This is a genomic window from Vibrio nigripulchritudo, from assembly GCF_027924785.1.
In the GTDB taxonomy this organism is placed as follows: Bacteria; Pseudomonadota; Gammaproteobacteria; order Enterobacterales; family Vibrionaceae; genus Vibrio; species Vibrio nigripulchritudo.
In genome coordinates, this window is record NZ_AP027050.1 from 306,275 (window position 1) to 331,162 (window position 24,888).

A 24,888-nucleotide genomic window follows, 5' to 3' on the forward strand; every position below is an offset into this window, starting at 1 on the left:
CTTACGCTCCGTCCAGATCTTCAACCCATTCTCCGTCCTCATTCTGTTTCCATTTCGGTAACTTGTCGTCGGCTCTGAGGTGCACCAAGGTGGTCGGAATGCGCACATCCCAAGGGTCACCTTGCGGTTCTTCTTCTCCCGGTCTGTCCAGACGTTCGGCAATTTCATCGGCAATCGGCAGATACAGATCGCTTGATATAGCGGGAAGCGGTCCGCCATCCCAAAGCTCGCCAAAGGATATAAAGTGGTCAACGGCACCTTCAAAACCCAGTCGAATTGGGACTGACACGCGGCAATAGCCGGCTTTGAGGAACTGATTGAACAGTGGATCGGTATCCTCATAGGCAATGCGTTCATCCCATAGGGGTTTTCTGCCCCAGAAGTAAGGGTAAGTCACCCATGTTACGTGCTCCCACTCAAAGGCTTGCTCGAAGAAACGTACATAAGGTCCTTCTGCTTCATTTTCAAACAGGTCAATTTGTGGGAAGCCTTCAGCTCCGGTATCGATGGCATTGAACAGATCAAAGTGCTGCTCCGTCAGGATGCTAATGCAGTGTTTTTTAAGCTCATCCTTCATGATCTCCAGATTCAGAGCCGGGTTTTTGCCCTCTATCGCCACGCCTGCCTGCAACTCGGCGGCAGCCAGCTTCTCTTCATACTCAGACAAACGAGCCTTGTAGGCATTGGTGAGTTTTGCGTGTGTGTCTAGCTTCCACTTCATCAAAGCGCGGTCGGTTCGCTGGCATTTCACTTCCACGATGGCTGCGATATCGCTGACTTTCCATGTTTGCAGCCCAAATGGAATACTGTCTCTTTCATTGCTCAGGCTGGTGCTCCATACCCAGTCGCCATTTTCGAATCGATGAGAGCGGTTTCCAATCACCACATCAACCACAAAGTTGTCTTCCCAGATATTGACGACATTTCCTATCACGCCATGAATCGCTTTGTAACCTTCATCAATTTGTATCGTACCGGAATGGTTATAGTGGGTATCACTGTCGCCACCTCCGGCTTTGAAATCCAGCGATTTGGTGATGTAAATTTCCGGCGGAGGCGACACATCAGTTGCCCCGTATTCCTGCACCCAGGTGTGGTAGTTATGCTCGGTAATCTGGCTGGGTTTGAGGGGAAACTCCATCGGCTTTTCGATCTGCAATGCACTGGCGTGAGCATCAGATAGGGTCTCAATCAGAAATGCTCCCGGTTCAGGCACCATAAAGTCGTACATGGTGCGGATGCCATAGTTGTACATCTGCGCCTGATAGACTTTGTTCACCCACTGGTAAACGCCAGAGATATGTCCGTCACCGCCAGTGTTGTCGATGCCATGCGCCGAACGCTCTGTTACTTCGTTGGTGACCCGGAGAGAAGAGCGTTCCAGCACTCTTTCCGTGATTTTATTGGCGCTTCGCTGAGTCACATCCTGAGAAAAGTTCGCCGCGGTTTTGGTTGCTTCCTGCTTGCTGCGCGAGATAGATCCCTCTGCGCTGGCAGAAAATTCCACCACTGGACCGTATTTACCGGACACACTCAACCCCGCTTTCAAAGATGAATCCTGTTGAATGGTTTCGCTGGTTTCACGGCTCATTTCAAAGCGGCTGGTGGATTCCAGAGAGCGTTCTTCTGTGGTGGTGATTTCCGTTTCCTGAAACAGCAGTTCTTCTGTTTCACGGCGGCGAATGTGCTCGCGCTCTTTCTTTTCACCTTTCAGAACATTTTCAATGTGGGCGACATCGGTGCCTTCGTAGCCTTTAAGTTGTTGCTTCACGACCAGAAGATCTGCAATACCAGCAGGTGCAATGCTGCCGTGTGAACGCGGTACGCGGTTATCAATCAATAATGGCGCGAGTGACGGGCTGAGTGTACCAATCGCGATATTATTCCATGCAGTTGAAATAGGGGTTTTGGTCATCACCAATGCTCTGCCCATTCGCTTGAATGACTTCTTCATGGGTTTGCCCAGCAAGCCATCCAGTTCATGAGCAAGAGATTCGACTTCCTCTTCCAGAACCTGAATGATTTCATCAATCGGACGTCGGGTGATATCCAGCTTTCTGGCAGTCAGAATTTTTCGCGTGCTGTCCGTCAGATCCGCTCCGGCTTCTTTGGTGGCCAGAAAACCAATTCGGGTTAAATCGACTGGGTTGAAAACCTGAATCCCAGCTTTGAAGTGACGTGCCTGTTCAAGCAGGGAAGAGAGTGATTTGCTTTCGCTGCCGACATCAATCGTAAACTGACCAATTTTGGCTTCTTTCAGATTGGCATCAATGATTTTAGAACGCCCGACGATACCTTTAGTAAATTCATTAATGACGCTGCTTTGCCGCTCAAATGTGGCGGAAGGGCGCAGTTCAGAAGGCACCAGAAAGCCTTTTTTGTTGTCTTGCGGTGTTTGCACCAGCGCATTGCCTTCCAGAGCGGTCAGTTCTTTGATCGCGCTATTTAACCTACCGTGGAGACTCAGCCGACCTTCTGCCTGTTTGCGTCTGCGCTCCAACGCTTCCTGACGCATCTTTTCTCTTTCTCGCTGCGCTTCCACCGTTGAGAGGGAAGATTTCAACTGGGATTCGGTTGGCATTTTCAGTGAGCGTTTACGGTAACGCCGCAATGCTGCGCCTGTTCCCGGAAAATTATTGTCGTCATTAGTTTTCGCAATCAATTCCAGATCGCGCAGGATCTGTGACATTTCCTCAATAGGCTTGGAATGCTGAGGCGGCAAATATTTGATGGCAAGAACGCTGTCTTTGAGTTGTTCTACCGCTTTGGTGTACTGAGGCTGTCCGACCACCTGATTTGGAGCAGAGCCGAAAGCAGCGTTAATCGCGGCAGACACTTCGGCGTTGGTGACGGCTTTGTTGGGTTCGAGTGAATCCAGCGAGGCAGAAAGGGCGCGCCAGGGGCGATAAATATCGTGTGTTTTGGGAGTCTGAACGAAATTCGGGCTCTGGACGAACTTCTGTGCGGCGGCTTTCAGTGCAGGGCGGGGGGAATTCTGACCTTCTGCCTGACCGAGTTCCGCCTGAAAGGCAGTGGCTTGGGAAAGTTCAATGCTGGGAGCGTCTTCACTTTGTGATACTGCAGGACGTTTGAGCACCAATCTGAATAAAGTTTCCATTGATTTCTCCTGAAATAGAAATGCAAATCGCTTTAAACAGAATGTTTTTTCATACGTCAGGTGTATTCAAACACTGAGTTTTTTCAAAAAACGTTCAGGCTTAAGCAACTTGCATTGGGTCTCCGTACTCGTTTCGATGAGGAAGAGCAGTGCAAGACGACTCATACAAGTTGCTCGGGATTTATAATGCGGCAGGTCAGTTATAAATTGCTAATGTATTTATCACTAACATGTGAGCTTGGTTCAGGGAAGGCGGCGCAATTAGAGGGTTTTTATTTTGGTGTCTGAATCCTGATACAGCCGCCGTCTGGCGAGATGGTTGCCAAACGACGGATGATAATTTCACGGTTGAAAACGCGATTTATACGACTTCAATGTAGCCCATTAGCCCGGTTTTCATGTGCTCGATAACATGGCAGTGATACATCCAGCGACCGAGGTTATCCGCAACAAATGCAGCGCGTGCTTTGCCGTTTTTGCCAAGCAATACGGTATCGGTATGGAAGGGTTCTTCGATCTTTTTGCCGTCCAGTTCTAATACCGTGAATGTATGACCATGCAGATGAATCGGGTGATGGTATTGCGTGACGTTTCTCAGGTTGAAGATGTAAGTTTTGCCATATTCCAGCGTAGCCAGCGGTGCGGGAATGTTGTTTTTACTCATTCCTTCCCAAGCCCGTTTGTTCATTAGCCAGAATTTGGTGTCCACCTTGCCATTCTTCTTGGTGGGTGAGATAGCGCCTTCCCATTCGAACACAAAATCGATTTCCGTTGCGTTAGCTAAATCCAGCTCAGGAACGGGGTTGAGTGGTAGCTTAGGAAACGGCTTGTTCACGGCAATGTCTGATGCGACCGATTCGAACTCACAAAGTGGGAATGGGAATTTTCCCTTCAGATATTGGACATAAAAACGTTCGCCATTTTTAGGCGCGTGTACCGCCAGATCCACCCGCATCCCCGGGCTGATTTTATGTGCTTTCAGCTTATAAGGGGTTTTGATTGGGTTGCCATCAATCGCAACTACCCAGGCTTCCGCACCCTCAACCACAATGGGATAAGTAAGCGTGTTATCCACATTGGCGATTCTCAGGCGCGTGGTGGCGTTCTCTTTTAGCTGATAAACAGGCTGGTGCTTGCCGTTCACGGTTCCCCATTCACCCGGAGTCCCCATTCGGGCGCTGTAGCGCGGAATCATCAGTTTCTTCCAGTTACCCTGCTTATCGATGTGCCAGTGCTTCAGAATCAGCGTATGTTCTTCATCAAATTCAACGGGCTGTTCCTCTTCCACTATGATGGCACCCACCAACCCCTTACCGAGCTGAACCACACTGTTCACATGTGGGTGATACCAGAATGTGCCGCCGTCCGGTGGCGTAAAGGTATAGGTAAAAGTTTCCCCGGGCATAATTGGCGGCTGGCTTAAGAAAGGCACACCATCCATTTCAATAGGGATACGCAGCCCATGCCAATGAATGGTGGTTGGCTCTTTCAGTTTGTTGGTGAAAATTATGGTGACGGGTTCATTCTGGCGACATCTTAGAGTCGGGGCGGGGATCTTGCCATCGAACCCCATCACATCAGTCTGAAATCCTTCTACCAGTTCAGCGGTGGTTTCTTCTGCAGTCAGCTCGTACACCCAGCCTGTCTTTTTGCTGTGGCTGGCTTTAGTCACGGTACAGGCAGGTAAAGCAAAAATAGCGGGCAATGCCAGCCCCGCCTGCAAGAGCTTGCGTCTTTGTATGTCCATGATTGATTCCTGATTTAGGCTTCTTGGCAGAAACGATAACACAATTGGTTTTCTTCCAATGGTGCCTTGGTTAAACTATTGGGAGTTTTAATGAATTGGATTGATCATGGCTAAATTAACCCTTCAAGAGCAAATGCTAAAAGCCGGCTTGGTGAACGAGAAGAAGCTCAAGAAAGCGAAAAAAGGTTCGAAAAAATCTCGCGTACAGGCTCGTGAAGCCAAAGCGGCGGCAGAAGCGAACAAAGCGGCGCAACAAGCACGCGACAAAGAGCTGAACCAGCAGCAGAAAGAGCAGCAGCTCAATAAAGAAATTCGTGCTCAGGTGAAGCAGCTTATCGAAATGAACAAGCTGGATCTGAAAGATGGCGACATCAAATACAACTTTACCGATGGCAAGCTGATCAAATCCCTTTATGTGGAACAGCTGATTCGCGATCAACTGCTTAAAGGCATTCTTTCTGTCGCAAAATATGAAGACGGTTACGTGGTTATCCCATCTGCGGTAGCGAAGAAAATCGCCATGCGAGATGAAGAATCGATCATCGAAAATAAATCGGCAGAAGAAGAGATTCCAGCGGAAGACGATCCGTACAAAGATTTCGTCGTGCCAGACGATTTGATGTGGTAATCACCAATCTGAATTATCCAGACTAACTCAGTCACTTCAAAAGCAGCGGAAACGCTGCTTTTCTATTACTGCTGTCTTGGTGTTGTCAGGCGATGATGCACATTCTTGATCGCTTGAATGGTCGGTTGAGCGGGTTGTTCAACCATCGTCTGATGGGCTTCTGCCGGAATCTGGTTTTTCACCAGATAAAATCCGTAAGCCACTACTGTGGCGTATATGGAAATCAAAGCGAGCAAGAACTGATTGGATTTGGTCATGGCAGCCTCCAGATGAACGGAATCTACAACGACTAAAATCTACGCCAAATTCTACCGGTTGCATAATCAGATATGAGGGATGAAATCCAACATTACACGCATTAATAACAAGGTTATTTGTCGTGGTTTAATGTTGGAATTTACCAATCATTATGATGTTTTTTGAGTTTAAATGCCCTGCTAAATTGACTCTCAAGATTTGAGTGCCACTTTTCAGGTCAGTAAGGATGCTTACCTATTGAACCAAGTAGGAGCATGTATGAAAAAACACATTCTGACTGCCATCGCCACCTCTGCCTTTACCCTTCATGTTATTGCCGAAGAAACAGAGACGATTGATCCGTCGGATCTGACCCGTGTGTATACCCAGGCTGCGGTATTTGTTACATCGGATGCCGATGTACGTCTGTCTTCAATGCTTACAGGGGCATGGACAGAAAACATTCAGTTTGGTGGTTTTCTTGAAGCCAATTTTGGCGACAGCCAGGCGAAAGCAGGAAAGGATACATTAGGGGCGGATTATCTGGGTTCCCGTGCTCAGTATTTTCAGGTATCAGGCATAGACAATACCCTGTTCCCCCGAGTTGGGTTTATGGCAGACATCATCCATCAGAGAAATGAGGGGCTGCCTGACACCACTTTGTATTCCATAGGGGCGATTGGTTCCATCAATCCTGATTACACAGGAGGAATCATGGTGTTTCCAAACGTGAATTACACCACAGGCAAAGTGTTTGGTGAGTCTGCCAAAGGCTACATGCTGAATGTTTTTGCAACCATCCCGATGGGGGATAACGGAGCCTTTATTCAAGCCTGACCGGAATACTTCACTGTGAGTGGAGACACCGTTGAGATGGAATCCACCGCTTATAACCTGATGTTTAATGCACCCCTGAAAACCGACAGAACCCAGTGGCTGATGACCAAACTGCAATACGCGTCGGCAAACATAGTCACCCCGACAGGTATCCACCTAGATGGCGACTACGAATTGAAAGCTGAGGTGGGGGTGAAGTGGTTCTTTTAGATTTCTGCCCCTTTTTGCAGGTTCGCCCAGCGCTTGTATCTCCCGCTGGGCTTTTTTGTATTCGTTCTCAGGTGAAATGTTTTTTGGCGTAAAGGGATAAGATCTCTTTGATGTGCAGAACTTCTTTTTCTTTTTCCAGAGCAACGGGAAAGTAAAAAGCTATGCCGGATCTAGGCGGCGACAGAACCTCGTCTATCGCAATTTCTACCAGCACTTTTCTGTCCAGATAGGGTTGTGCCTGAGCTTTGCTCAAAATCGCCCAACCGCCCAGCTTCAGAAGTTCGATGAGCACATCGTTATTGCTGACGAACCGAAGATCCGGGGACACACCAAACAAATCGGGGATGGCGTCGTACAGGTTTTCGGTGATGTATTGCTTCTCTAATTTAAGTTCTTCTATCGAGGCGATATTGCTGTTGGCAAGGGGATGCTTAGGATTGCAGCAGGCAATAAAGCTTTCCGAACCCAGATTCAGAAACCGATAGGGGACTTTGATGTCACTGGTCAGTCGATATTGCATAAGTGCCAGTTGATGTGTTCCGGTAGACACCGTTTCAAGAATTTCGTCGCGATTGCGGTGCAGCCAGTTCAGCTTAATGTGAGGAAAGCGCTGAGTAAACGCTGATTCCACCTGTGCGATCAGTGTCGTTGGCACCAAAGCATCATGGTAGATATCGAAGTGGGTAAACACTTGTTGATAGCTGTTCATCATATGTGAATTCAGCGCTTCACTGCTACGAACCACCAGTTTTGCCTGTTTGTAGAAAGCCTCTGCCTGAGGCGTCATCACCGCTTTTTTGCCTTCAATATTGAACAGAGTAATGGCATAGCTGTCTTCAATGGCTTTGATCTGTTCCCGCACCGTGGTTCTGTCTTTCCCCAGACGACGCGCCGCCTGACTGTAGCTGCCTTCTTCGGCGGTGGCGCAGAAAGCAGTGAGATGATCATAGGAAAACATAGTGGCTCCATAATGTAGGAATATACCCATCATAATGCATTATTTTGAACGAATTTATATTGTTAACCTTCTGGTAAATCCTCCCGATATCCAAAGTCGGGATTCAGCTCTCAATATGCGTGGATGAGAGTAAATTTTTCAGGTCGGAAACCTCTAGATAACAGGTGCAAATATGAAAAAAGCAATCCGATACTCAGCAGTGGCATTAAGCATGATGGCGGTGATTGGCTGCACTCAGAGCAATAAAGTGGAACAACCCCAGATAAACACCAACGTTGACCACAATAGCCCAATCACACTCTATGTTGCCAAAGATCTGATCACTCTGGCAGAGAACACCCCAGTAGACAGCAATACCGTGGCGGTACAAAACGGAAAAATTCTGGCTGTTGGTGACCAACACGACCTGAAAACAAAATATGCTCAGCACCCGGATGTCAGGCTGAATACTCAGTTCGCCGATAAGGTGATGACACCGGGTTTTGTTGAACCTCATATCCACTTATGGCTCAGCGGTATATTGCTAGGCACAGAGTTCATCACCCCCGCCGACTGGCAACTGCCCTGGGGCGATGTAAAAGGTGTTCAGGGTGCCGATGCTTACAAACAAAAACTGATCGACATTGAAGCGAAAACACCTAAAGGAGAAACCCTGATCACGTGGGGTTACCACCAGTATTTCCACGGTCAGGAGATGAGCAAAACCCTGCTGAACAGTATTTCAGAAGACCGCCCGATCATTGTCTGGCATCGCAGTTTCCATGAGCTCTACTTCAACGATGCCGCTCTTGAAATGCTGGGCTGGACAGAAGAAGATTGGACAGGAGAAGGCGCAGCTTATGATCAGCTGGACTGGAAAAAAGGGCACGCTTATGAAAACGGTGGAAAAATCATCCTGAGTGATTTGCTTAGCTACTTAATTAAAGATGGCTTCTTTGCCATTGGCATGGAGCGAACCCGTGATTATGTACATTCAGGTGGCATTACAACCGCTGTTGATCCCGGTGTGATTGTGACGCCAGAAATGTACCAACAGATGGTCGATATTCTTCTTAATGATGATTTCCCGATGGACTACTGGCTCATGCCTGCTGGTAACTTCACCTATTCAATGGGCGGTTACAACGCAGAAAAAGGCAAAGCCATCGCTGAAGGGCAAACCCAAACATTTGAAGAAACAGAGCAAATTCGCTGGTTGCCGAACTACATCAAACTGTTCTCAGACGGAGCCATGTACAGCCAGTTAATGCAGCTTAAAGACGGATATACCGACGGCCATGAAGGTGAGTGGTTACAAACGCCAGAAGAACTGGAAGACAGCATGCGTCCTTACTGGCAGGACGATTACACCGTAGTGATTCACGCCAACGGAGATCTGGGGTTTGAAAGTGCATTAAAGGTAGTAGAGAACCTTAACAAAGAGCACCCAAGAACCGACCACCGAACCAGCTTTCATCATTTGGGCATCACCGACAAAAATGATATTCCAAGAGCGGTGGAGTCTGGCGTGAACTTCAGTGTGAACCCGTTCTATACCCATGTGCTTGCCGAGCAATACAGTGAATTCGGTGTCGGCAAAGAGAGAGCTGAAGAAATGTCTCGTGGCCGTTCATTCATAGACGCTGGTGGCGTTTTGTCGCTGCACTCCGATGCGCCTATGGCTCCGGCACAGCCTCTGTATTTGGTATGGGCTGCAGTGAACCGCATTGGGTTGTCAGGTCAAAGCATTATGGGACCGCAAGAGAGAATTTCAGTAGACGAAGCCATGCGCGCCATCACCATTGACGCAGCATACACTGCAAGGCTAGAAGACAGCATTGGAACGATAGAGCCGGGCAAATACGCCGACTTTACCATTCTGGATAGCAACCCTTACACAGTGAACCCGAAAACCATCAATCAGATTGAAGTCGAAGCAACTGTCTACCGAGGGGTTGTGGCGGAAATAGTAAACAGCAACTCAGGGATGGCGCTAAGTGCCACCAATCAGCGAGTAATGAGAACCCTCGCCATGTTGCCCGGTCAGGCACACCATGAGGAATTCTGCGCGACCAGCTTACTGTTCCAACAAGCCATAGCGGAAGCAAGCCAATAGGTAGCTCACTCTGAATAAAGCCCTTAACACAACAAGGCAGCCAAACGGCTGCCTTGTTTATATCGTCCATTTCACTTCGGGCTTTTGAACATTGAATGCTCTTAAATATCCATATCTTTACACACATGCGAAATCAGCTTCAGAATATTGCTTTCCTGTACCGAGGCTTCCGATGACAGGTTGTAAAACAAAATGCAATCTTGTTTGAGTAGTGATGGTACTTCAACCAGATCGACGGCACGAAACTCACGATGCCTGTTCAGACGCTTCATATCGTCCACTGGCAATACCGTCCAACCTCCCAGCTTTAGTTTTTCCATCAGTAGTGATCGTGAAGCCACGATTTCGATTTCACTGCTCAATTTGGTATGGCGAAGGGCGTTATTTACATCGTTTTCGGCGACGAGCTGACGTTTAGTCGCTATTTCAGATAAAGAAATAGGAACATCAGGAATGGATGAATCCGCAGCGGTGTAGACCCCAAGGCGATAAGTCCCTAAGTTAATGTTGCCTATCCCTGTATTCGGGTGCAGGTTACCCAGTCCAGGCATAATCGCAAATAGCACATCACCGTTTTCCACTTCATTCAGGCAATGGTATCTGTCTCGCTGTAGCCAGTTTAGGGTGACATCGGGATACTGAGCCTTTATCTCCGCTTCAATATTAAGCAGCAAACTGATTGGGATGGAGCTGTCATGATAGGCCGTGATATTGCTCAGTTCCCCTTTGTAAGCGGAGAGAACGATGTTTTCGAATTCCAGCGACTGACGAGCAAGTAACCGAGAACGAGGGTACAGCCGATGAGCGATGTCGGTCGGGAGCGCTTGTTTACCTTCAATAGTAAATAGCGTCATTGCCATCATATCTTCAAGTGCGTTAATACGTTCGCGAACTGTCGAACGCGCTTTTCCCAATTTCTTACTGGCTGCGCTGAAACTCCCGAGCTCGTATACCGCGGTGAAACATGAGATTTGTTCAATTGAAATCATAAAGGCTATTTGTACTGTTTAAGCGTACATTTTGGATTTATATGTATGAAAATAGCACGTTATTCTTTGCTTGTACGATTTAAAGTGTCAGCGGAGATTCGATATGAAAAGATCACTTATTACCCTAATGGTTGCGAGCTCAGTTTCCTCTATTTCTGTTGCAGAGAACGTGAATCCGATGTCCACAGTGCCGGCTCAACCCAAAGAGCAAGTGACACTAAGTAACTTTTCGGAAACACCATACAATCACTGGGCGTTCCAGAATATGGGGATCCATCCGTCTTTGATGGTGCCGCGCGACGGTATCATTGCCGAGATCCCTCAAGCCTTAAACCCAGACATCGTAAACCACAAGTTCACTTACGGTGATGAGAAGATGACCTTCCGCCAGGCGATGATCAATGATCATACAGATGGCTACATCATCATTCAGAATGGCAAGGTTTTACATGAGGAATACTTTGAGGGTTTCACCGCCAAAGATCACCATTTGTGGGCATCGTCAACAAAATCACTTGTGGGTCAGGCGGTTGGAATACTTGTCGAACAAGGTAAGATCGATGTAAATGCAAAAGTTGGGCTGTATGTTGAAGAGCTCAAAGGAACGCATTTTGGTGAGCAAACCATACGCACTGTTCTCAATATGACGTCGGCGCTTAATTACAGTGAAGACTACGTAGCAATGACTCCAGGTGAAGTGCATACCGAGTACTTTCGTCGAATTGGGTTCTTCCCCGCTTACGATTTAATGGCATTAGACCCAACGAAAGCAGAAGAACCTCGCGATGTGCTGGGATACCTGCCCCTGTTTGAGCAGGCGAATGGGCTAAAGGTAAACACAAAATTTGAATATCACAGCCCGAATGTGGATGTTTTAGGCTGGGTGATTGCCAGAGTGACAGGGGAACCTTTACATAAGTTTTTCGCCGAGCATTTTTGGAGCAAACTTGGTGTCGAGCACGATGCTTTCTTTATGGCAGATTTGAGTTACAACGCTGTTGCAACAGGCGGCTTCAACACAACACTTCGTGACTTTGCACGCGTTGGTCTTGCGATGGTGAACAACGGAAAATACAACGGAGAACAAGTCTTCTCTGAGAAGTGGGTTAAAGACAGCTTTAACATCACCGAAGATGAGAACAAGCACATGATGGCCAGCGTATACAAAGACAAAGACGCGGCGGTTTATGATACTCACCTTGAAGGGTACAAAAACTTCCTTTGGGTGCATGACTCAGAAAAGCACATTGCAACGTTCCGTGGGGTTTACGGTCAGTTCCTATATATCAATCAGGACAAGAACTTAGTGATTGCTACCTTCTCGTCAGCAGACAGTGCATCCAATGCCGCCCGTGAAACGTCAAAAGCGCGTCTTGAGGCTTTTGAGTCACTGGCAGAATCACTGTAGTTAGAATCTGAAACCGTGAAGAATGATAAACAATAAATAACAAAGGCAGCCAAAAGGCTGCCTTGTCTTTTTCAAATAGAAAGTATTCAACTAGGGGGTGGGTGAACTGAGGTTACCTGAACTTGATTCGACAGGCTTGGCTCTTTTCCTAAGCCAGCGTTGGGCTGGTCGTTCAATCAGACGATAACTCAGCGTTGAGACCAAAATCGTCACGCCAGAAAATACGATTAGTCCGACCAAACCACTCATTACACTGGTTTGCTGATACCACCATGCCAAAGATTCTGGCGCAACGTAATGAATCACTTCTGTACCCGCCAGTATTAAAACCGCGTGCCAAAGGTAAACTGAGTAAGAAATATCCCCTAAAAACTGAGTGACTCGATTGTCGAGTATTCTCGTCAGTAACTGTTTCGGGTTGCGCTGCACCGCCGAGACCCCAACCAATGCCGCAAACAGAATGTAAGTGCTCATTAAGCTCAATGGGCTTGGTTTCACATGCATTGAAACCGCGATTCCAGCAATGATGCCCCATATCCATATACCGCCCTGAAGTTTGGAAAACAGAGCCTGAGCACCGCTGTGACATAGCCAGGCTCCAAGAACAAACCCACTTAAGCCTCGGCAAAGCGCAAATTCGCCTTTGGTGTAATCCAGCGTGTTGCCCTGAACAATCAGGCTATAAATCAGAAGCAAAGCGATAACAGGCACCGCCCAGCTGCGACCACGAGTTTTCAAAAAGCAGGATGCAATCAAAGGAAAGAACCAGTAGATAATCCACTCGACACTGAGCGACCATGACGAAATGTTCCAACTGAGCGCCGGAGAGTTATCGATACTCTGGAGCATCAACAGATTAGCGAAAATGGAACTGGCGTGGTTGAAAGGACCTTCAAACGCCTGTTGACCAATCATGCCCCATGATTCTGCCAGTGGTCCTGCATAGAAGGTAATGCCGTGCACCGCTTTGTAGCTTTCCCACCCGATTAGCGCCAGCAGTGTCACCAGAAACAGCGGATATACCCGGCTAAATCTCAGGTGCATAAAGCGCCACCAGTTGTAAAACGTCACGCCCTCTTTTTTAAACGCATCACGGTAAACGTGAACCATCACATATCCGCTAAGAATAAAGAACAGGTCCACCCAGATGTAGCTGTTCTCAAGAAAGTACGTGTAACTCGCAATAGGGTCTTTCCACTGGGGGAATAAAATCAATCGAGCATGGAAGAAAACCACAAACAGCGCGGCAAACCCTCTCAATGGGGTCAGTAAAGGTAATTGGCGAGGAGGAGCGGCAGTCATATCGACACCTGCATTTAAAATTGGAGTGCCGTAAGTGTGCGAAACCTATAGCAAAAACTAAACTGACGTTTGATTAAGGATTGTTAATGGAGTGGGGTAAATACATTTACCAACTTTGCTTGTTTCGCATCATTTCTTCCAGCAGATTCGATTAGTTAGGTACCAAAATATTCTGGCTCTGACCAATAAAAAACAAAGCGTTAAGGAGATATTATCCTTAACGCTAAACTAAGATATCTACCCTCAACGATACCCACATACAATCAAATCATTAAAGTACTGCCATATAATTCCAACTTCTCGGAATCCAGCGCTTCGCAGTGTGGAAAGGTGGAAGTTTGGCGTCACTTTAGGGGTTGGGTCTAACTTCCCATGCCAGATTTCTTCCCGACGTCTGACGGCTTCTTCATAATTTGGGTTTGACTGGGCGGCTTCCCACCACTGATCCCAGTTATCAATATCACCTTTGCTAAAGCTGGTGTCTTCGTGTTCACGTTCTAACTGATCAGATAACGCCCTTAAACGTGGCTGAGAACATTCGTCGTAGAAAAGATGATCGGAATTCATCACAATGCCATCGGGTCGGACCATATCTGCGAGCTCAAAATAGACTCGGGTCAGGACGTCTGGTTGTAGCCAATGCAATGCGGTTGCACTGACAACCGCATCGAATGGTTGCCCTGACGCCTCCATCACCGCATTTTTCCAGTCGGGGAGATCCAAATCAGCCTCGACAACTTTTACCCGTTGATCGTCGGCAAATACATCTCGCGCAATCGACAACAATACCGGGTCTTTATCGACCGCGACTATCTTGGCATTTGGATTGGTCTGAAGTATGGCGTGTGAGAGCGAACCGGGACCGCATGCAAGATCCAGAATCACTGGGTTTTCCCCTCCCACACGCTCTACAACTTTGCTCATGATGTTCAGCTTGAGCGGTCGGAGTTCTATAAACCCTGTTTGCTGAGCGTTCCACCGTTGTAACAATGTCAATGCATCATTGACACCGTTTTCAATATTACTCATTTCACTAAACCTCTTAGAAGTGAAGATAAAACTTAAATCGCTTTCTTTAATGAATCTGAAACCACCAGGTGGACATATCCCGATTCGGTTTCAAAGCGGGAGACATTTATGTTGTAAACAGGTGCCAGAATGTCCTGGGTAAAAATGTCTTTTGGATGACCTTCTGCATGAATCGCCCCCTCGTTCAAAAGAATGACTCTGTCACAATATCGGGAAGCGAGATTCAGTTCGTGAAGAACCACAATGACGGTGCATTTAAGCTCCCGTAGCAAATCGAGAATCAGAAACTGGTAGTGGAGATCCAAATGGTTAGTGGGCTCGTCCAGCAACATGCATGTGCTGTTCTGGCAGATTACTCGTGCGATTAACGCTCTTTGAATTTCCCCCCCAGAGAGTTCAGACAACTTTCGATAAGCCGATAACTTCAGCCCGACCTTATCCAGTGCTGCCATGGCATAATCCAGATCAGCATTGCTCTGAGAAGAAAACAGACCGCTGTGGCATAACCGACCAAGCAATACCAAATCCAAAACGCGTTGCCCGAAATCGACAGGGCGTTCTTGCGGCAAAAAAGACACCATCTGCGCCATTTGCCTTCTCGATTTCTTCAGGATACTGGTATCGCCTATCGTCACCGAACCTGCGTCTGGCTTCTGGATTCCAGATAAAACCCGAAGTAGGGTACTTTTACCGGAGCCATTGGGACCGACGATCCCAATGACTTCTCCGGCTTTTACCCGTAGGTGAATGTTCTTTAAGACTGGCTTTCCTTCCAGCTTAAGAGAAAGGTTAGTGGCTGTGATCATGACCGAGCTCAGATACCTTTTTGGCTAATCGGGTTGTCCCTAAAATTGAATGCGGTGTCGGTGGATCGGTAAAAGCGAATTCCAGCGCAATCACTCTGTTGTTTTTCACTGCGCTAAGTGCCTGTGTGCCGCTCACTCGTTTGAATGCGGCAATTACATCTTCAGCTTTGCTGTGGGAGTAAAGCAGCACGATGGTTTCTGGGTTGCGACCAAGTATGTCTTCGATGCTGGCTTCGAATACTCGTTCTTTTACATCTCCGTATACGTTCTCTAAGCCTACGGTTTTAAATATGGGCGTGACCATGCTTGCAGTGCCGTAGGGGTACAATGTTCCCGATGCCGCCACATAAATGGCAATAGCCGTTCCGTGCACCTGCTTTTCTTTGTCGTCAAATGAGTCAATCAGCTTAGACAGTTCCTTGATTTTGCTTTTTGCTAACTCGGTTACACCAAACATCTTGCCAAAGTCTCTGACTCGTTCGAACACGCGCTGAAAATTGGCTTCACCTGAAGGTCGGTTTTGACTGTTTTTACAGTAAGCCGGTGGTGAATAGAGCGGGATGCCGCTTTGGAGTAGAAGGTCTCTGTCTATTGATGATTCCGGCGCCAGCACCAAATCTGGTTTGTAGGCTAATACCGATTCAAGCGTGATGATCGAACCGCCCGTATCTTTACGCTTTTTACTGACGATGGGGACCTCAGAAATAGTCTTCACGGTGTCTTCACTGTATACGCCTTCCACGGGTTCGGCGGTTCTTGCGATGACTCGATCCAGCATCCCAACCTGTTCAAGCAGAGAAATGCTGTCGTTGTTCACCAAAAATATGCGTTGCGGTGACTTCTCAATCGTGACATTTACGCCGCAATTTTCGACCTGAACAGGGAAAGAGCCCGCATGCACTGCGGCAAAAGGCGCCGCAAATACAAGGATTGAGGTTGAGAAAACCTTGCCAATCATCCTTTTCATTTTTAATTTCCTTACATAAAAGAGATAAGTGAGTACTGGGTCATCGACCCTAAACTTTTCGCGAGTTACTTGAACGTAATATCAGTAGCAGGAACGGTGCGCCTACTACTCCCGTTAATACACCAATGGCCATTTCATGAGGCGCAAACAACAGACGTGCCCCCATATCTGCTACGAGCAGAAAACTGCCGCCCAGAAAAGCGGAAACCAATAACATGGCGCTGTGATTTGACCCCACCAGCTTTCGGGCAAAGTGCGGAATGATCAGCCCTACAAAACCTATGCTCCCAGCCCCTGCCACCACAACGCCTATCCCAAGCGAGACAATAACCATTAAAATCAGGCGGGTCTTTTCCACTGACACACCGACAGAGATCGCGGTTTCGTCTCCCGAAGCGATAGCATCTAGATGTTTTGAAAATGCTCGGATTAGAAGGTAAAACACGGGTGCGCTACAGCCAGTGATGATTGCTGTTTCCCAGTGAATAGCGGCAAGAGAACCCATAAGCCAGAACATGATGGAGCGAGACGCCTCAGGAGAATCCGAAGCAAAGATCAGGAAGCTAGTTACAGAATTCAGCCCATAACCCACTGCGAGCCCAGCCATGATGAGTCGGAAAGAGTTGGCTCTGGATGTTCCTGTGATCAAAAGCACCAGCAGCATTGCCAGAATAGCGCCAACAAATGCCGCACCCGAAAGGTACAATCCTCCCGCTACTGAAACTCCAAATCCGGAAAGTATGAGTGCTGCGCCTACCGAAGCCCCTGAGTTCACGCCTAAAATGTAAGGGTCGGCCAATGGGTTTCTCACAATCGCCTGTAAAACCGCACCAGCAATCGCCAGAATCATCCCCGAAGCCATGGCCATAATTATTCTTGGCATACGAGCGAGCCAGACAATGGCATCGATATGGGCAGACCACGTCGGTTTTTCAGGAATACCTATTATGTGGTGAGAGATAACTTTAAGCACCGTTAGAGGCTCGATAGACACTGTTCCGGTTGCCGCAGAGAACACCGCAGCGCAAACCATTACAGTGAACGTGACCAGTGCGTAAAATAAGGCGCGGCTGTCAGCGTGGGAACCAGAGAAAATGGCGCCGTCCGTATGATGTGATGCCGCCTTTGCATGCTTTCCGTTCCACCTGTGCCAGTAGCCCTTCACTTCAGAAAACATACGACCAGCTCCTCATTCATCCTATCTCGGTCATTGTTGATATAAATGACATTAACAGTGGTGAGAATGATAATCAATATCAATTAAATTGTTATAACATAACAATTTAATTATAGAGAAAAGCACACAAGTAATATTGGGGTGAAGGTCTCTTGTTTATCTTAGTTATTGTTTTAAAAGTGAGATTTTTTGATGGGAGAAATGTTAGTAAATGAAGAGTGATGAGCCTGAAAAATACTGTTCTTTCGAACGTGTATTACATTGGGTTTTATCCATAGCTAGCCGACCTGCTTTGGTTTGCCCAAGCGTCTGTGAATCATACTGATGATCGCGAAGCTAATGATGATCAGTAAACTGACCCAGAGCGTCATTCTGGGTGACTGCCCTGCCAGCAGACCAGCAAGATAACTGCCAACCGAGACCGCGCCTATTTTCATTGCGGCAATCCACATGAAGACTTGCGATGCACTTTGTGAAGGTGCGTATTCGGTTCTTGCTGCGAGCGTAGATGCAAAGAAAAAGGCATTGGCGATGCCGCAAATCAGATAAGCACCAAGCCCGAGTGAATAGGACGTTGCAGTGGCGATAAGTAAGATCCCGAAAGCAACACCTAGCGCGGAAATGGTCATTTGAGGGTCGGCTTCTTTTTGATTCGGCCACCGGATTAAAAACATAGAACCAAGCAAGTTTCCGATGCCATACCCACTGACGAGTGTTGCGGCACTGGCGGGTTCCTGCTGCCAGTCTGATACCAGAAAAATAGCGCAGATTGGCAATGCCGCCAGAGAGAAAGAAGTGATCATCGTCAGATAGAGTGTGCGGCTTAACGGACCGTTTTGAAGAATCTGTTTTGCGACCACGGCGACAGTGGGTACCGCTTGTTCACCACTGACTTTGTTTTCATGTTTGGGAAGCTTCATCACCAAAAAAGCAGTAACCAAAGGCATGACGGCAATGGCAGCAACGGCGACCTGAGCGTTGATGGTTTTGGCAACAAAAGCCACTAACAGGGGACCGATAGTGGTGCCTATGGCATAGCAAGCGACATCCCATCCCTGCGCTTTTCTTCTTATGTGCTGCTGATTTTTGAAAGCGAGGTTGAGTTGCCCGCTGATGCCTCCCATCAGAAAGGGGGCAGAACCGCCACATACGATCAAAATGACAACCAGTGCTGGGTAAGGAAGAGCAGGAAAAGATAGGGCTGCCAGAACCAAAAACAGGCTATAGCAACAGGCAGCAAAAGCAATTAGCGTGCGAGAGTCTTTAGCCGTATCCAGACAGCGCCCCCAAATGGGACCTAACAAATGCGGAGCGGTAAGGCAGGCAGCAAGTATCCCTATCTGATGCCCATTAATCCCATTTTCAGCCGCCAGAATCAACACTCCGACTGTGGCGGCGCCTGTTGCTGTTCTCCCAAAAATGGCAAGAATAGCGAACAGAATCAGCAGAGCAGAAGTGTTTTCAGGCTCGTGATGCATTTTACTTATACCGTCCATACTTATGCTCCACTATTCGTTTGTTCTAGCTCAGTTCCAATTCAGAAATGAGGTTGCGAAGAAGAGCACGTGAATCGGGGTTAAGACCAGTAAGCGGAGCAGGTAAACAAGGCGCTTCGGCATACCCCAGTATTTCTGCTGCGGTTGCCATGACCCGCATTCCTCCCAGATTTTGGGTAAACAGATCCCACAGAGGTTCAAACTCTTGTGAAAGCGCTTTGGCTTGTGCTGAATTGCACTCTTTCGCGCGGTGGAAGATATGCCTCGCGGTGCGAGGGAACAGACCCGCTAGAACGGAATACCAGATATCACAGCCAGATTGGATCCCAGAAGCGGCAAATGCATCGCCACTAACGCCTATGGACACATCCGCAGGCAAAATACCTTTCAACTGTTGAATGCGCTTTTCCCCAGCTTCTACAAAAGGTGTACCCGGGAATTTGATCGACTGAATCATTTTCAGCTTGGCGATTTCTGAATGCAGCTCGTCGCTGAACGTGAAGTGGGTAGCGACTGGATTGTCATAAACACAAATCGGCACAGAAACCTGTTCGTCAACACGTCGGTACAGCTCATACACTTCTTCTTCGGTCAGTCGTTGATAAGAGAGAGGGGCAAGCAGAAGACCTTTTACACCAAGCTTTTCAGCTTGCTCGGCATTCGCTAACACGTCTCTTAACCTTAATGATCCAATGCCTGCCAGAACAGGTACATCTCCGGTATGTTCAACGGCAACGCGGATAACCTGACCTTTTTCTTCGGCGTTTAAGTAGGGGTACAAACCAGTCGAACCGAGGGCGCAGATTGAATCGACCTTGCTGTCTGCCAGACGACCAATGATGTTGGCGTAGGCAGTAGGATCGAGTCGGTCGTGAGTGAGAGGGGTGATTGGGAAAGCACTTAATCCGGTAAACATCTTCGCGTATTCCTTTAGGCGTTAGGGGTGGAAATATTTGGCTGAATGCATCGCTCTGCAAAGACAAGATCAAGATGGTATCATTGTCATAGTGCTAAATATTTATTGTCATAGTTCGATTTGTATATTGTCATAGGACAAAGATGAAGATCAAGATAAAAGGACAAACTGGCCAAGAAATTTTTGAGTCGGTCAGGTCGCTTATTGCCTCTGGAGAGCTGGAAGAGGGGGGCGCTTTACCCCCAGTAAGGGAGCTCGCGCAAGAAGTTGGTGTGAACAGAAATACGGTTGCCAGCGTGTATCAACGCTTGGTAAAAGCGGGCTTGGCGGAAACAAAAGGTCGGCTAGGGACCAGAGTCAAAGCCCGACAAACAGCAGGTCAGCACGACGGAATAACAGAAACTCAACTGGTGGATCTTGCGGACGGTAACTTAAAGCGAGAGTGGCTTCCCGATCTCAACCAGATTGCTCAGCAAAGTGATTTTAAGCAGTTTGTTTATGGCGAATCGTCTATTTTGCCGGAAGTAGAAGACTATGGTCGTGAGTGGTTCAAGGCAGATTGCCCCGAGGAAATGGGGCTCACAATCACGGGTGGAGCCGTTGATTCATTGGAACGCTTGCTGGCTACGCACCTACTGCCCGGCGATAAAATTGCGGTAGAAGATCCTTGTTATCTCGGCTCTGCCAATGCGATAAAACTGGCTGGAATGATCTCTGTAGGGGTCAGTATGGATAGCGAAGGTATGCTGCCAGAAGAACTGGACGCTCAGCTTAAAAAAGGAGCGCGGGCGGTACTATTCACACCACGAGCTCAAAACCCGACGGGGTGCTGTTACAGCAAAGCGCGAGCCAAAGAAATTCGCGATGTGCTTGCCCGTTACCCGAATGTTCCGGTGCTGGTGGACGATCACTACGCTCTGCTTTCTACCAGTGAGTACCAGAATCTGATCGCAGATAATACGCAGCATTGGGCGGTGTACCGCTCGGTTTCTAAAGGGTTGGGACCGGATCTCCGTTTAGCATTTGTGGCTGCGGATCCGGTTACGACAAGCCGGCTTCAAAGCCGCCTGATACCGGGGATGACATGGGTTAGCCGCGTTCTACAGGCTATGGTTTTCACTGCTTTACAGTCTGAAACTGTTCAAAAGCAGCTTACCGATACCAGTGAGAAATGTCGCCAGAGTCGCCTGTGGCTGATTCACGCTCTTGCAAAAAATGGGTTGTCAGTTTCTGAGGATATTGAAGGCGTCAACGTGTGGGTGCCTGTTAATGGGGATTCACAGGGAGCCGCTTACGAGCTTTCTAAGATGGGCTGGCTAGTCAGACCCGGCAGCCTGTACGATATTGATGGTCAGTCTAAGGGGCTGCGCATTACCACAGTTAAGTTGGATGAGGAACAAGCCCAACGGCTGGCTGAGGACATTGTTTCGGTTTGCCTGTAAAACGTATTGCCACAATCATGAATACGAAAGAGCCTGATTTGTACAAATCAGGCTCTTTCACCCCTTTCAATCTTAGGGTCTGTTGACCTTTCGCGGTTAAATTTTGTTCGAGTTCTATGCGTTTTAATCGCGGCGCAAGGTCTTTAGCTTAGTCATTCTAAGCAAATACCTTGCAACAAAGAGTAAAGCGCATAGAACCGAACCCTTTGGGCAGCATTTGTGGCTCCTTTCTACTGTGTTACCGCTTATTGATGTAGAGCGACTACACCGAATAAGCGCTGCCTTGTATAAAGAACCCACAAATAGCTGCAAAAATCAGCTCGAAAGGTCAACAGACCCTAGTTAGCCAGTCTGGTTATTCAGCTAATTTCTCATTACTTGAATATTGGAATAATGTCGTTTTGCATTATATGTATATCGTCATATCGATTGGCGTAGTTAGTGGCAGTTTTAACAACCACTAAGTCCAGTTCTTTGACTATACCAACCATCTGACCGCCGTGCCCTATGCCATAAATGGCTTTGTAGGTTTTGCCATCCACAAAGTGTTCGTCCAGCCACCAGTAGTAGCCATAAGCCCTGCTGTCTGCGTTTATTTTTAAATGGTTGTGAGTGGAGTCTTTAATCCATTCTTTCGAAACAAGCTGCTCACCTTGCCATTTACCATCGTCATTGACCAATATGCCAAGTTTTAACATATCCCGTGGGCGCAGGTAGCCACCGCCAGCGGCATTGCTTACGTATCCCATTTGTCCCGAGATATAACCGTTTATGAAGCACAGCTTGGATAACGCGGAATCGGAAATGGCTTCAGTCAGGAATTCTTTGTCGTATTGCCGAGCGATGATTTCTCCTACTACCGTCACGTTACCGCCGTTGTAGTTAAATTTGGTCCCCGGTTTTTCGGAAAGAGGGTGGCTCAGGATAAATTCGAGCGGATCATAGCTCGCCATTTCTTTTGAACGTGGATTGTTTGGGTTAGTGTAGGGAATGCTCCATTCGTCCCATTGAAGACCGGAACCCATCATAAGCATGTGCTTAAGGGTGATAGCGGCTTTGTCACCCTGAAGGTATTCAGAATACTTGGGAAGAAAACTAGCGATAGGCTGATCTATGCTTTTCAGTTTCTTTTCTTCAATGGCAACACCCGTGGCAAGGGAGGTCAGACTTTTGGTTATCGACTGAATTGAATGGGGGTAGTCGCGCTTCCAACCGTTCCGGTATTTTTCAATCAGCAGTTTGCCGTCTTTCATTACCAATAAGCTGGTGGTGTGCTGATATAACGGCGCGTTGTCATCAAACTTCTTGTAAAGTGCCGAGAGCTTTTCGCGGTCATAAACTGGGTTCTCATCTTTCTCTAGCCAGTCATCGTTACATTCCTGCTTTGAGTTGAGAGGTTGAATCCACGGTGTCTGGTAGAGCTTCTCGACCAACTTTTCGCCTGTGGCGTCTTTAACCCGATAAAGATCCAATTCGTTGCCCCAATAAGTGATCGATGCGAGTCTGTATTCCCCATTTGCCCCTTTCTTAAACTGCCCTCTGGTGCCAGTGTTTTCGAGTTGAGAATGGAATTCGCCATTCTGCGAAATAGCGATGGGCTCATTTCCCCAAGCGGTAAGCAGGTAGTGTTTCTCTTTGTCGCGATAAAATTTTATATGAGGTAATCCATCGAATTTGGAGGTATACAATCCCAAAAACTGGTCGGTGTCATTCGATTCCTGAGCGTTGGCAGCCAAGGGCAAAGCTGCGGTCAGGATCGCGGTAAGGGTACAATTCAGGCATGTCAAAGACGAAGGTATTCGCATCATAATATCCCCACAAAAGTCAGTATTTTTTAAGATATAGAAAACGGGTTTTCTATTGAACTTTGAATGCTCAAAATGCGATGTAGAAAATAAAATTGCTATAAATCAGTGAAATAGAGTTTAACTGAGGATGTTTAACGCGAGCTCGACAGGGCATTAACAATCGTTAATGCATAAAGATGAAAGTTGGCTAACATGCCGCTAGCCAACCAAAGTTAGAAGATATTAAGCGCCTGTACAGGTGTCTGCACCCTGATCCAGCCAAGCACCGAATTTGCCTGTGTCTGCTGGTTCTTCCTTAGTCCAGTGTCTTGCTTTCCAAATTCGGTCTTTCCAGCTCACTAATTCGCCCGACTGGTAAGCTTTTCCACTTTGCCAAGTTTGTGCACATCCGTCGCCCGGGTTAGTCGGACCAGAAGAATCCGTCACTGTCGCTTTAATCACGGCGGTGTGAACAGTAGTGCCCGTTCTGTCGGTTGTGAAATCCAACTTCACTTCTGCTGTACCTGCGGCAGTTGCACCAAAGGTAGCCTGAATAGAACATGCACGACCCGCAAGCAGGGTTTCTGTCGTACATCTGTCGATGGTCATAGCAGGAGTTTCAGCAACGCCAGCGCCAGTCAGAGTGGCAGACGTAATGTTGATGTCTGCTGTGCCCGTATTACGGATTGTGAAGAAATGCTTCTTAGTCTGACCAAGTTCAAAGCCTTCAACCTGAAGTGATTTCTTGTAGCTGAAAGCAACCTGATCATCCGGGTTGGTAAGTACACCGTTGATCCAGTCGTGGTAATGAGTTACGTCGCTGTATACGCCGTATTTACCCGGACGCGCACAACCGCGACCCCAGCTAACAACCCCAAGCTGGCTCACTTGACCGCCCTGATTTACAACGATAGGACCACCACTGTCACCAGAACAGGAATCCTTGCCACCTTCCAGATAGCCAGCACAGAACGCCGATTTGCCAATATAACCATTCTGGTATGGTCCACCCGCTGCGTTACAGGTTTCTTTAGACACCAGAGGCACATCCACTTCCTGAAGTACTGTTGGAGGTGGTCCTTTCTCTGCCGTGCGTCCAAGACCCGCTACCGTCAGAAGATCGCCAACGCGAACGTACTGGCTTAAGTTGTTCTGACCCAGATTGACCGCCGAGAAGCCTTGCGGAATGGTTTTAAGTTCGATGATAGCGATGTCGTTTAGACCGTATTCTGCAACATAATCAGGATGCATAAATACGCGTTTTACATCGAAGCGCGTTCCTTCTTTATTTTCAAATTTGTATCCGCCAAGCTTCACATCAAAAAATGCGGTGTGCTTATTGCGAAGACAGTGCGCAGCCGTCAATACAAAGCCGTCGCCAATGTAGCTACCGCCACAAAATGAGCGTTCGCTGGAAGACGGAACGATCTGAGCGTAAAACGGCCAGTCGGCTGTGTTGGCGTCTGAACCGCCGACAATTCTTGGTGAAATGGTGTCTGAAGCACTTGCAGTAGCAGGCAAGATCAAGCTGGTAGCCACTGCCAGCATGCTTAGTTTCATCTGTGATTTCATGCTTTATCCTTTTTGTTAGTCGTACCCAATTTCTCGTTGTAATTTGGGCATATGCCTCAGTGGGCATAAAGCATGTTAGTCGTCCGAATTTTGCTCAACAAATGGATTTCGAAAATAAAACCAAGTTAATAAATGATTATGTACTGAGTATCAAAACACGGGTTGAA

General features: G+C 47.6%; 20 protein-coding genes. 6 read left to right on the forward strand and 14 right to left on the reverse strand.

Annotated elements, in window-relative coordinates:
• Position 1 precedes the first annotated feature (1 nt).
• Together QMG91_RS19695 and QMG91_RS19700 are read right to left on the reverse strand one after the other, a co-directional pair.
• Complete coding sequence (locus QMG91_RS19695) at positions 2 to 3,118, reverse strand: hypothetical protein (RefSeq protein WP_281831607.1); 3,117 nt, start codon at positions 3,116 to 3,118, stop codon at positions 2 to 4.
• 361 nt (positions 3,119 to 3,479) lie between these two features.
• Positions 3,480 to 4,865 carry a multicopper oxidase family protein gene (locus QMG91_RS19700; protein WP_281831608.1) on the reverse strand — a complete coding sequence of 462 codons (1,386 nt, stop codon included), beginning with the start codon at positions 4,863 to 4,865 and terminating at the stop codon, positions 3,480 to 3,482.
• 106 nt (positions 4,866 to 4,971) lie between these two features.
• Between QMG91_RS19700 and QMG91_RS19705 the strand changes: the two genes are divergently transcribed.
• Positions 4,972 to 5,493 carry a DUF2058 domain-containing protein gene (locus QMG91_RS19705; protein WP_022589896.1) on the forward strand — a complete coding sequence of 174 codons (522 nt, stop codon included), beginning with the start codon at positions 4,972 to 4,974 and terminating at the stop codon, positions 5,491 to 5,493.
• Between the two features lie 65 nt (positions 5,494 to 5,558).
• Here the strand turns inward: QMG91_RS19705 and QMG91_RS19710 are convergent, their stop codons facing one another.
• Positions 5,559 to 5,750: a hypothetical protein gene (locus QMG91_RS19710; RefSeq protein ID WP_281831609.1), complete on the reverse strand. Its 192-nt coding sequence runs from the start codon at positions 5,748 to 5,750 to the stop codon at positions 5,559 to 5,561.
• 259 nt (positions 5,751 to 6,009) lie between these two features.
• On the opposite strand from QMG91_RS19710, the gene QMG91_RS19715 reads away from it, so the two are divergent.
• Entirely contained in the window at positions 6,010 to 6,567 is a 558-nt protein-coding gene (locus tag QMG91_RS19715; RefSeq protein WP_281831610.1) for a hypothetical protein, read from the forward strand.
• A 15-nt stretch (positions 6,568 to 6,582) separates the two neighbouring features.
• Positions 6,583 to 6,777 (forward strand): hypothetical protein, encoded by a 195-nt coding sequence (locus QMG91_RS19720; RefSeq protein WP_281831611.1) that lies wholly within the window; start codon positions 6,583 to 6,585, stop codon positions 6,775 to 6,777.
• Between the two features lie 67 nt (positions 6,778 to 6,844).
• Here QMG91_RS19720 and QMG91_RS19725 read toward each other — a convergent pair whose 3' ends face one another.
• Complete coding sequence (locus QMG91_RS19725; RefSeq protein WP_281831612.1) at positions 6,845 to 7,735, reverse strand: LysR family transcriptional regulator; 891 nt, start codon at positions 7,733 to 7,735, stop codon at positions 6,845 to 6,847.
• Positions 7,736 to 7,907: 172 nt separating this feature from the next.
• Here QMG91_RS19725 and QMG91_RS19730 point away from each other — a divergent pair, with 172 nt between their 5' ends.
• On the forward strand, positions 7,908 to 9,830 hold the full coding sequence (locus tag QMG91_RS19730; protein WP_281831613.1) for an amidohydrolase: 1,923 nt from the start codon (positions 7,908 to 7,910) through the stop codon (positions 9,828 to 9,830).
• 101 nt (positions 9,831 to 9,931) lie between these two features.
• On the opposite strand, the gene QMG91_RS19735 is transcribed toward QMG91_RS19730, so the two are convergent.
• Positions 9,932 to 10,819, reverse strand: coding sequence for a LysR family transcriptional regulator (locus tag QMG91_RS19735; RefSeq protein ID WP_281831614.1), 888 nt, complete (start codon positions 10,817 to 10,819; stop codon positions 9,932 to 9,934).
• A gap of 103 nt (positions 10,820 to 10,922) precedes the next feature.
• On the opposite strand from QMG91_RS19735, the gene QMG91_RS19740 reads away from it, so the two are divergent.
• Positions 10,923 to 12,227, forward strand: a complete 1,305-nt coding sequence (locus QMG91_RS19740) for a serine hydrolase domain-containing protein (protein WP_281831615.1) — start codon at positions 10,923 to 10,925, stop codon at positions 12,225 to 12,227.
• 90 nt (positions 12,228 to 12,317) lie between these two features.
• Here the strand turns inward: QMG91_RS19740 and QMG91_RS19745 are convergent, their stop codons facing one another.
• The 7 genes from QMG91_RS19745 to QMG91_RS19775 form a co-directional block, all read right to left on the reverse strand.
• A complete protein-coding gene (locus tag QMG91_RS19745) occupies positions 12,318 to 13,529 on the reverse strand; it encodes an acyltransferase family protein (RefSeq protein WP_281831616.1) in 1,212 nt (403 codons plus the stop codon).
• A 243-nt stretch (positions 13,530 to 13,772) separates the two neighbouring features.
• Positions 13,773 to 14,558: a class I SAM-dependent methyltransferase gene (locus tag QMG91_RS19750; RefSeq protein ID WP_281831617.1), complete on the reverse strand. Its 786-nt coding sequence runs from the start codon at positions 14,556 to 14,558 to the stop codon at positions 13,773 to 13,775.
• A gap of 32 nt (positions 14,559 to 14,590) precedes the next feature.
• A complete protein-coding gene (locus QMG91_RS19755; RefSeq protein ID WP_281831619.1) occupies positions 14,591 to 15,364 on the reverse strand; it encodes an ABC transporter ATP-binding protein in 774 nt (257 codons plus the stop codon).
• Positions 15,348 to 16,331: an ABC transporter substrate-binding protein gene (locus QMG91_RS19760; protein ID WP_281831621.1), complete on the reverse strand. Its 984-nt coding sequence runs from the start codon at positions 16,329 to 16,331 to the stop codon at positions 15,348 to 15,350. Before QMG91_RS19760 ends, QMG91_RS19755 begins: the two co-directional genes overlap by 17 nt.
• 49 nt (positions 16,332 to 16,380) lie before the next feature.
• Positions 16,381 to 17,508 (reverse strand): FecCD family ABC transporter permease, encoded by a 1,128-nt coding sequence (locus QMG91_RS19765; RefSeq protein WP_281831623.1) that lies wholly within the window; start codon positions 17,506 to 17,508, stop codon positions 16,381 to 16,383.
• 278 nt (positions 17,509 to 17,786) lie between these two features.
• Positions 17,787 to 19,004 (reverse strand): MFS transporter, encoded by a 1,218-nt coding sequence (locus QMG91_RS19770; RefSeq protein WP_281831625.1) that lies wholly within the window; start codon positions 19,002 to 19,004, stop codon positions 17,787 to 17,789.
• Positions 19,005 to 19,029: 25 nt separating this feature from the next.
• Complete coding sequence (locus QMG91_RS19775) at positions 19,030 to 19,920, reverse strand: dihydrodipicolinate synthase family protein (RefSeq protein WP_281831627.1); 891 nt, start codon at positions 19,918 to 19,920, stop codon at positions 19,030 to 19,032.
• A 143-nt stretch (positions 19,921 to 20,063) separates the two neighbouring features.
• Between QMG91_RS19775 and QMG91_RS19780 the strand changes: the two genes are divergently transcribed.
• Positions 20,064 to 21,362, forward strand: a complete 1,299-nt coding sequence (locus QMG91_RS19780) for an aminotransferase class I/II-fold pyridoxal phosphate-dependent enzyme (RefSeq protein WP_281831629.1) — start codon at positions 20,064 to 20,066, stop codon at positions 21,360 to 21,362.
• 374 nt (positions 21,363 to 21,736) lie between these two features.
• Here QMG91_RS19780 and QMG91_RS19785 read toward each other — a convergent pair whose 3' ends face one another.
• Positions 21,737 to 23,170, reverse strand: a complete 1,434-nt coding sequence (locus tag QMG91_RS19785) for a serine hydrolase domain-containing protein (RefSeq protein ID WP_281831631.1) — start codon at positions 23,168 to 23,170, stop codon at positions 21,737 to 21,739.
• Positions 23,171 to 23,392: 222 nt separating this feature from the next.
• Positions 23,393 to 24,721 carry a trypsin-like serine protease gene (locus QMG91_RS19790; RefSeq protein WP_022560768.1) on the reverse strand — a complete coding sequence of 443 codons (1,329 nt, stop codon included), beginning with the start codon at positions 24,719 to 24,721 and terminating at the stop codon, positions 23,393 to 23,395.
• Positions 24,722 to 24,888 lie beyond the last annotated feature (167 nt).

Excerpts from the sequence above, each read along its gene's own strand:
- QMG91_RS19715 (WP_281831610.1), top strand. The coding sequence starts at position 6,010 with ATGAAAAAACACATTCTGACTGCCATCGCCACCTCTGCCTTTACCCTT.
- QMG91_RS19745 (WP_281831616.1), bottom strand. The coding sequence starts at position 13,529 with ATGACTGCCGCTCCTCCTCGCCAATTACCTTTACTGACCCCATTGAGA.
- QMG91_RS19755 (WP_281831619.1), bottom strand. The coding sequence starts at position 15,364 with ATGATCACAGCCACTAACCTTTCTCTTAAGCTGGAAGGAAAGCCAGTC.
- QMG91_RS19730 (WP_281831613.1), top strand. The coding sequence starts at position 7,908 with ATGAAAAAAGCAATCCGATACTCAGCAGTGGCATTAAGCATGATGGCG.
- QMG91_RS19735 (WP_281831614.1), bottom strand. The coding sequence starts at position 10,819 with ATGATTTCAATTGAACAAATCTCATGTTTCACCGCGGTATACGAGCTC.
- QMG91_RS19705 (WP_022589896.1), top strand. The coding sequence starts at position 4,972 with ATGGCTAAATTAACCCTTCAAGAGCAAATGCTAAAAGCCGGCTTGGTG.
- QMG91_RS19750 (WP_281831617.1), bottom strand. The coding sequence starts at position 14,558 with ATGAGTAATATTGAAAACGGTGTCAATGATGCATTGACATTGTTACAA.
- QMG91_RS19760 (WP_281831621.1), bottom strand. The coding sequence starts at position 16,331 with ATGAAAAGGATGATTGGCAAGGTTTTCTCAACCTCAATCCTTGTATTT.
- QMG91_RS19725 (WP_281831612.1), bottom strand. The coding sequence starts at position 7,735 with ATGTTTTCCTATGATCATCTCACTGCTTTCTGCGCCACCGCCGAAGAA.
- QMG91_RS19695 (WP_281831607.1), bottom strand. The coding sequence starts at position 3,118 with ATGGAAACTTTATTCAGATTGGTGCTCAAACGTCCTGCAGTATCACAA.
- QMG91_RS19770 (WP_281831625.1), bottom strand. The coding sequence starts at position 19,004 with ATGGACGGTATAAGTAAAATGCATCACGAGCCTGAAAACACTTCTGCT.
- QMG91_RS19765 (WP_281831623.1), bottom strand. The coding sequence starts at position 17,508 with ATGTTTTCTGAAGTGAAGGGCTACTGGCACAGGTGGAACGGAAAGCAT.
- QMG91_RS19785 (WP_281831631.1), bottom strand. The coding sequence starts at position 23,170 with ATGATGCGAATACCTTCGTCTTTGACATGCCTGAATTGTACCCTTACC.
- QMG91_RS19700 (WP_281831608.1), bottom strand. The coding sequence starts at position 4,865 with ATGGACATACAAAGACGCAAGCTCTTGCAGGCGGGGCTGGCATTGCCC.
- QMG91_RS19775 (WP_281831627.1), bottom strand. The coding sequence starts at position 19,920 with ATGTTTACCGGATTAAGTGCTTTCCCAATCACCCCTCTCACTCACGAC.
- QMG91_RS19790 (WP_022560768.1), bottom strand. The coding sequence starts at position 24,721 with ATGAAATCACAGATGAAACTAAGCATGCTGGCAGTGGCTACCAGCTTG.
- QMG91_RS19780 (WP_281831629.1), top strand. The coding sequence starts at position 20,064 with ATGAAGATCAAGATAAAAGGACAAACTGGCCAAGAAATTTTTGAGTCG.
- QMG91_RS19710 (WP_281831609.1), bottom strand. The coding sequence starts at position 5,750 with ATGACCAAATCCAATCAGTTCTTGCTCGCTTTGATTTCCATATACGCC.
- QMG91_RS19740 (WP_281831615.1), top strand. The coding sequence starts at position 10,923 with ATGAAAAGATCACTTATTACCCTAATGGTTGCGAGCTCAGTTTCCTCT.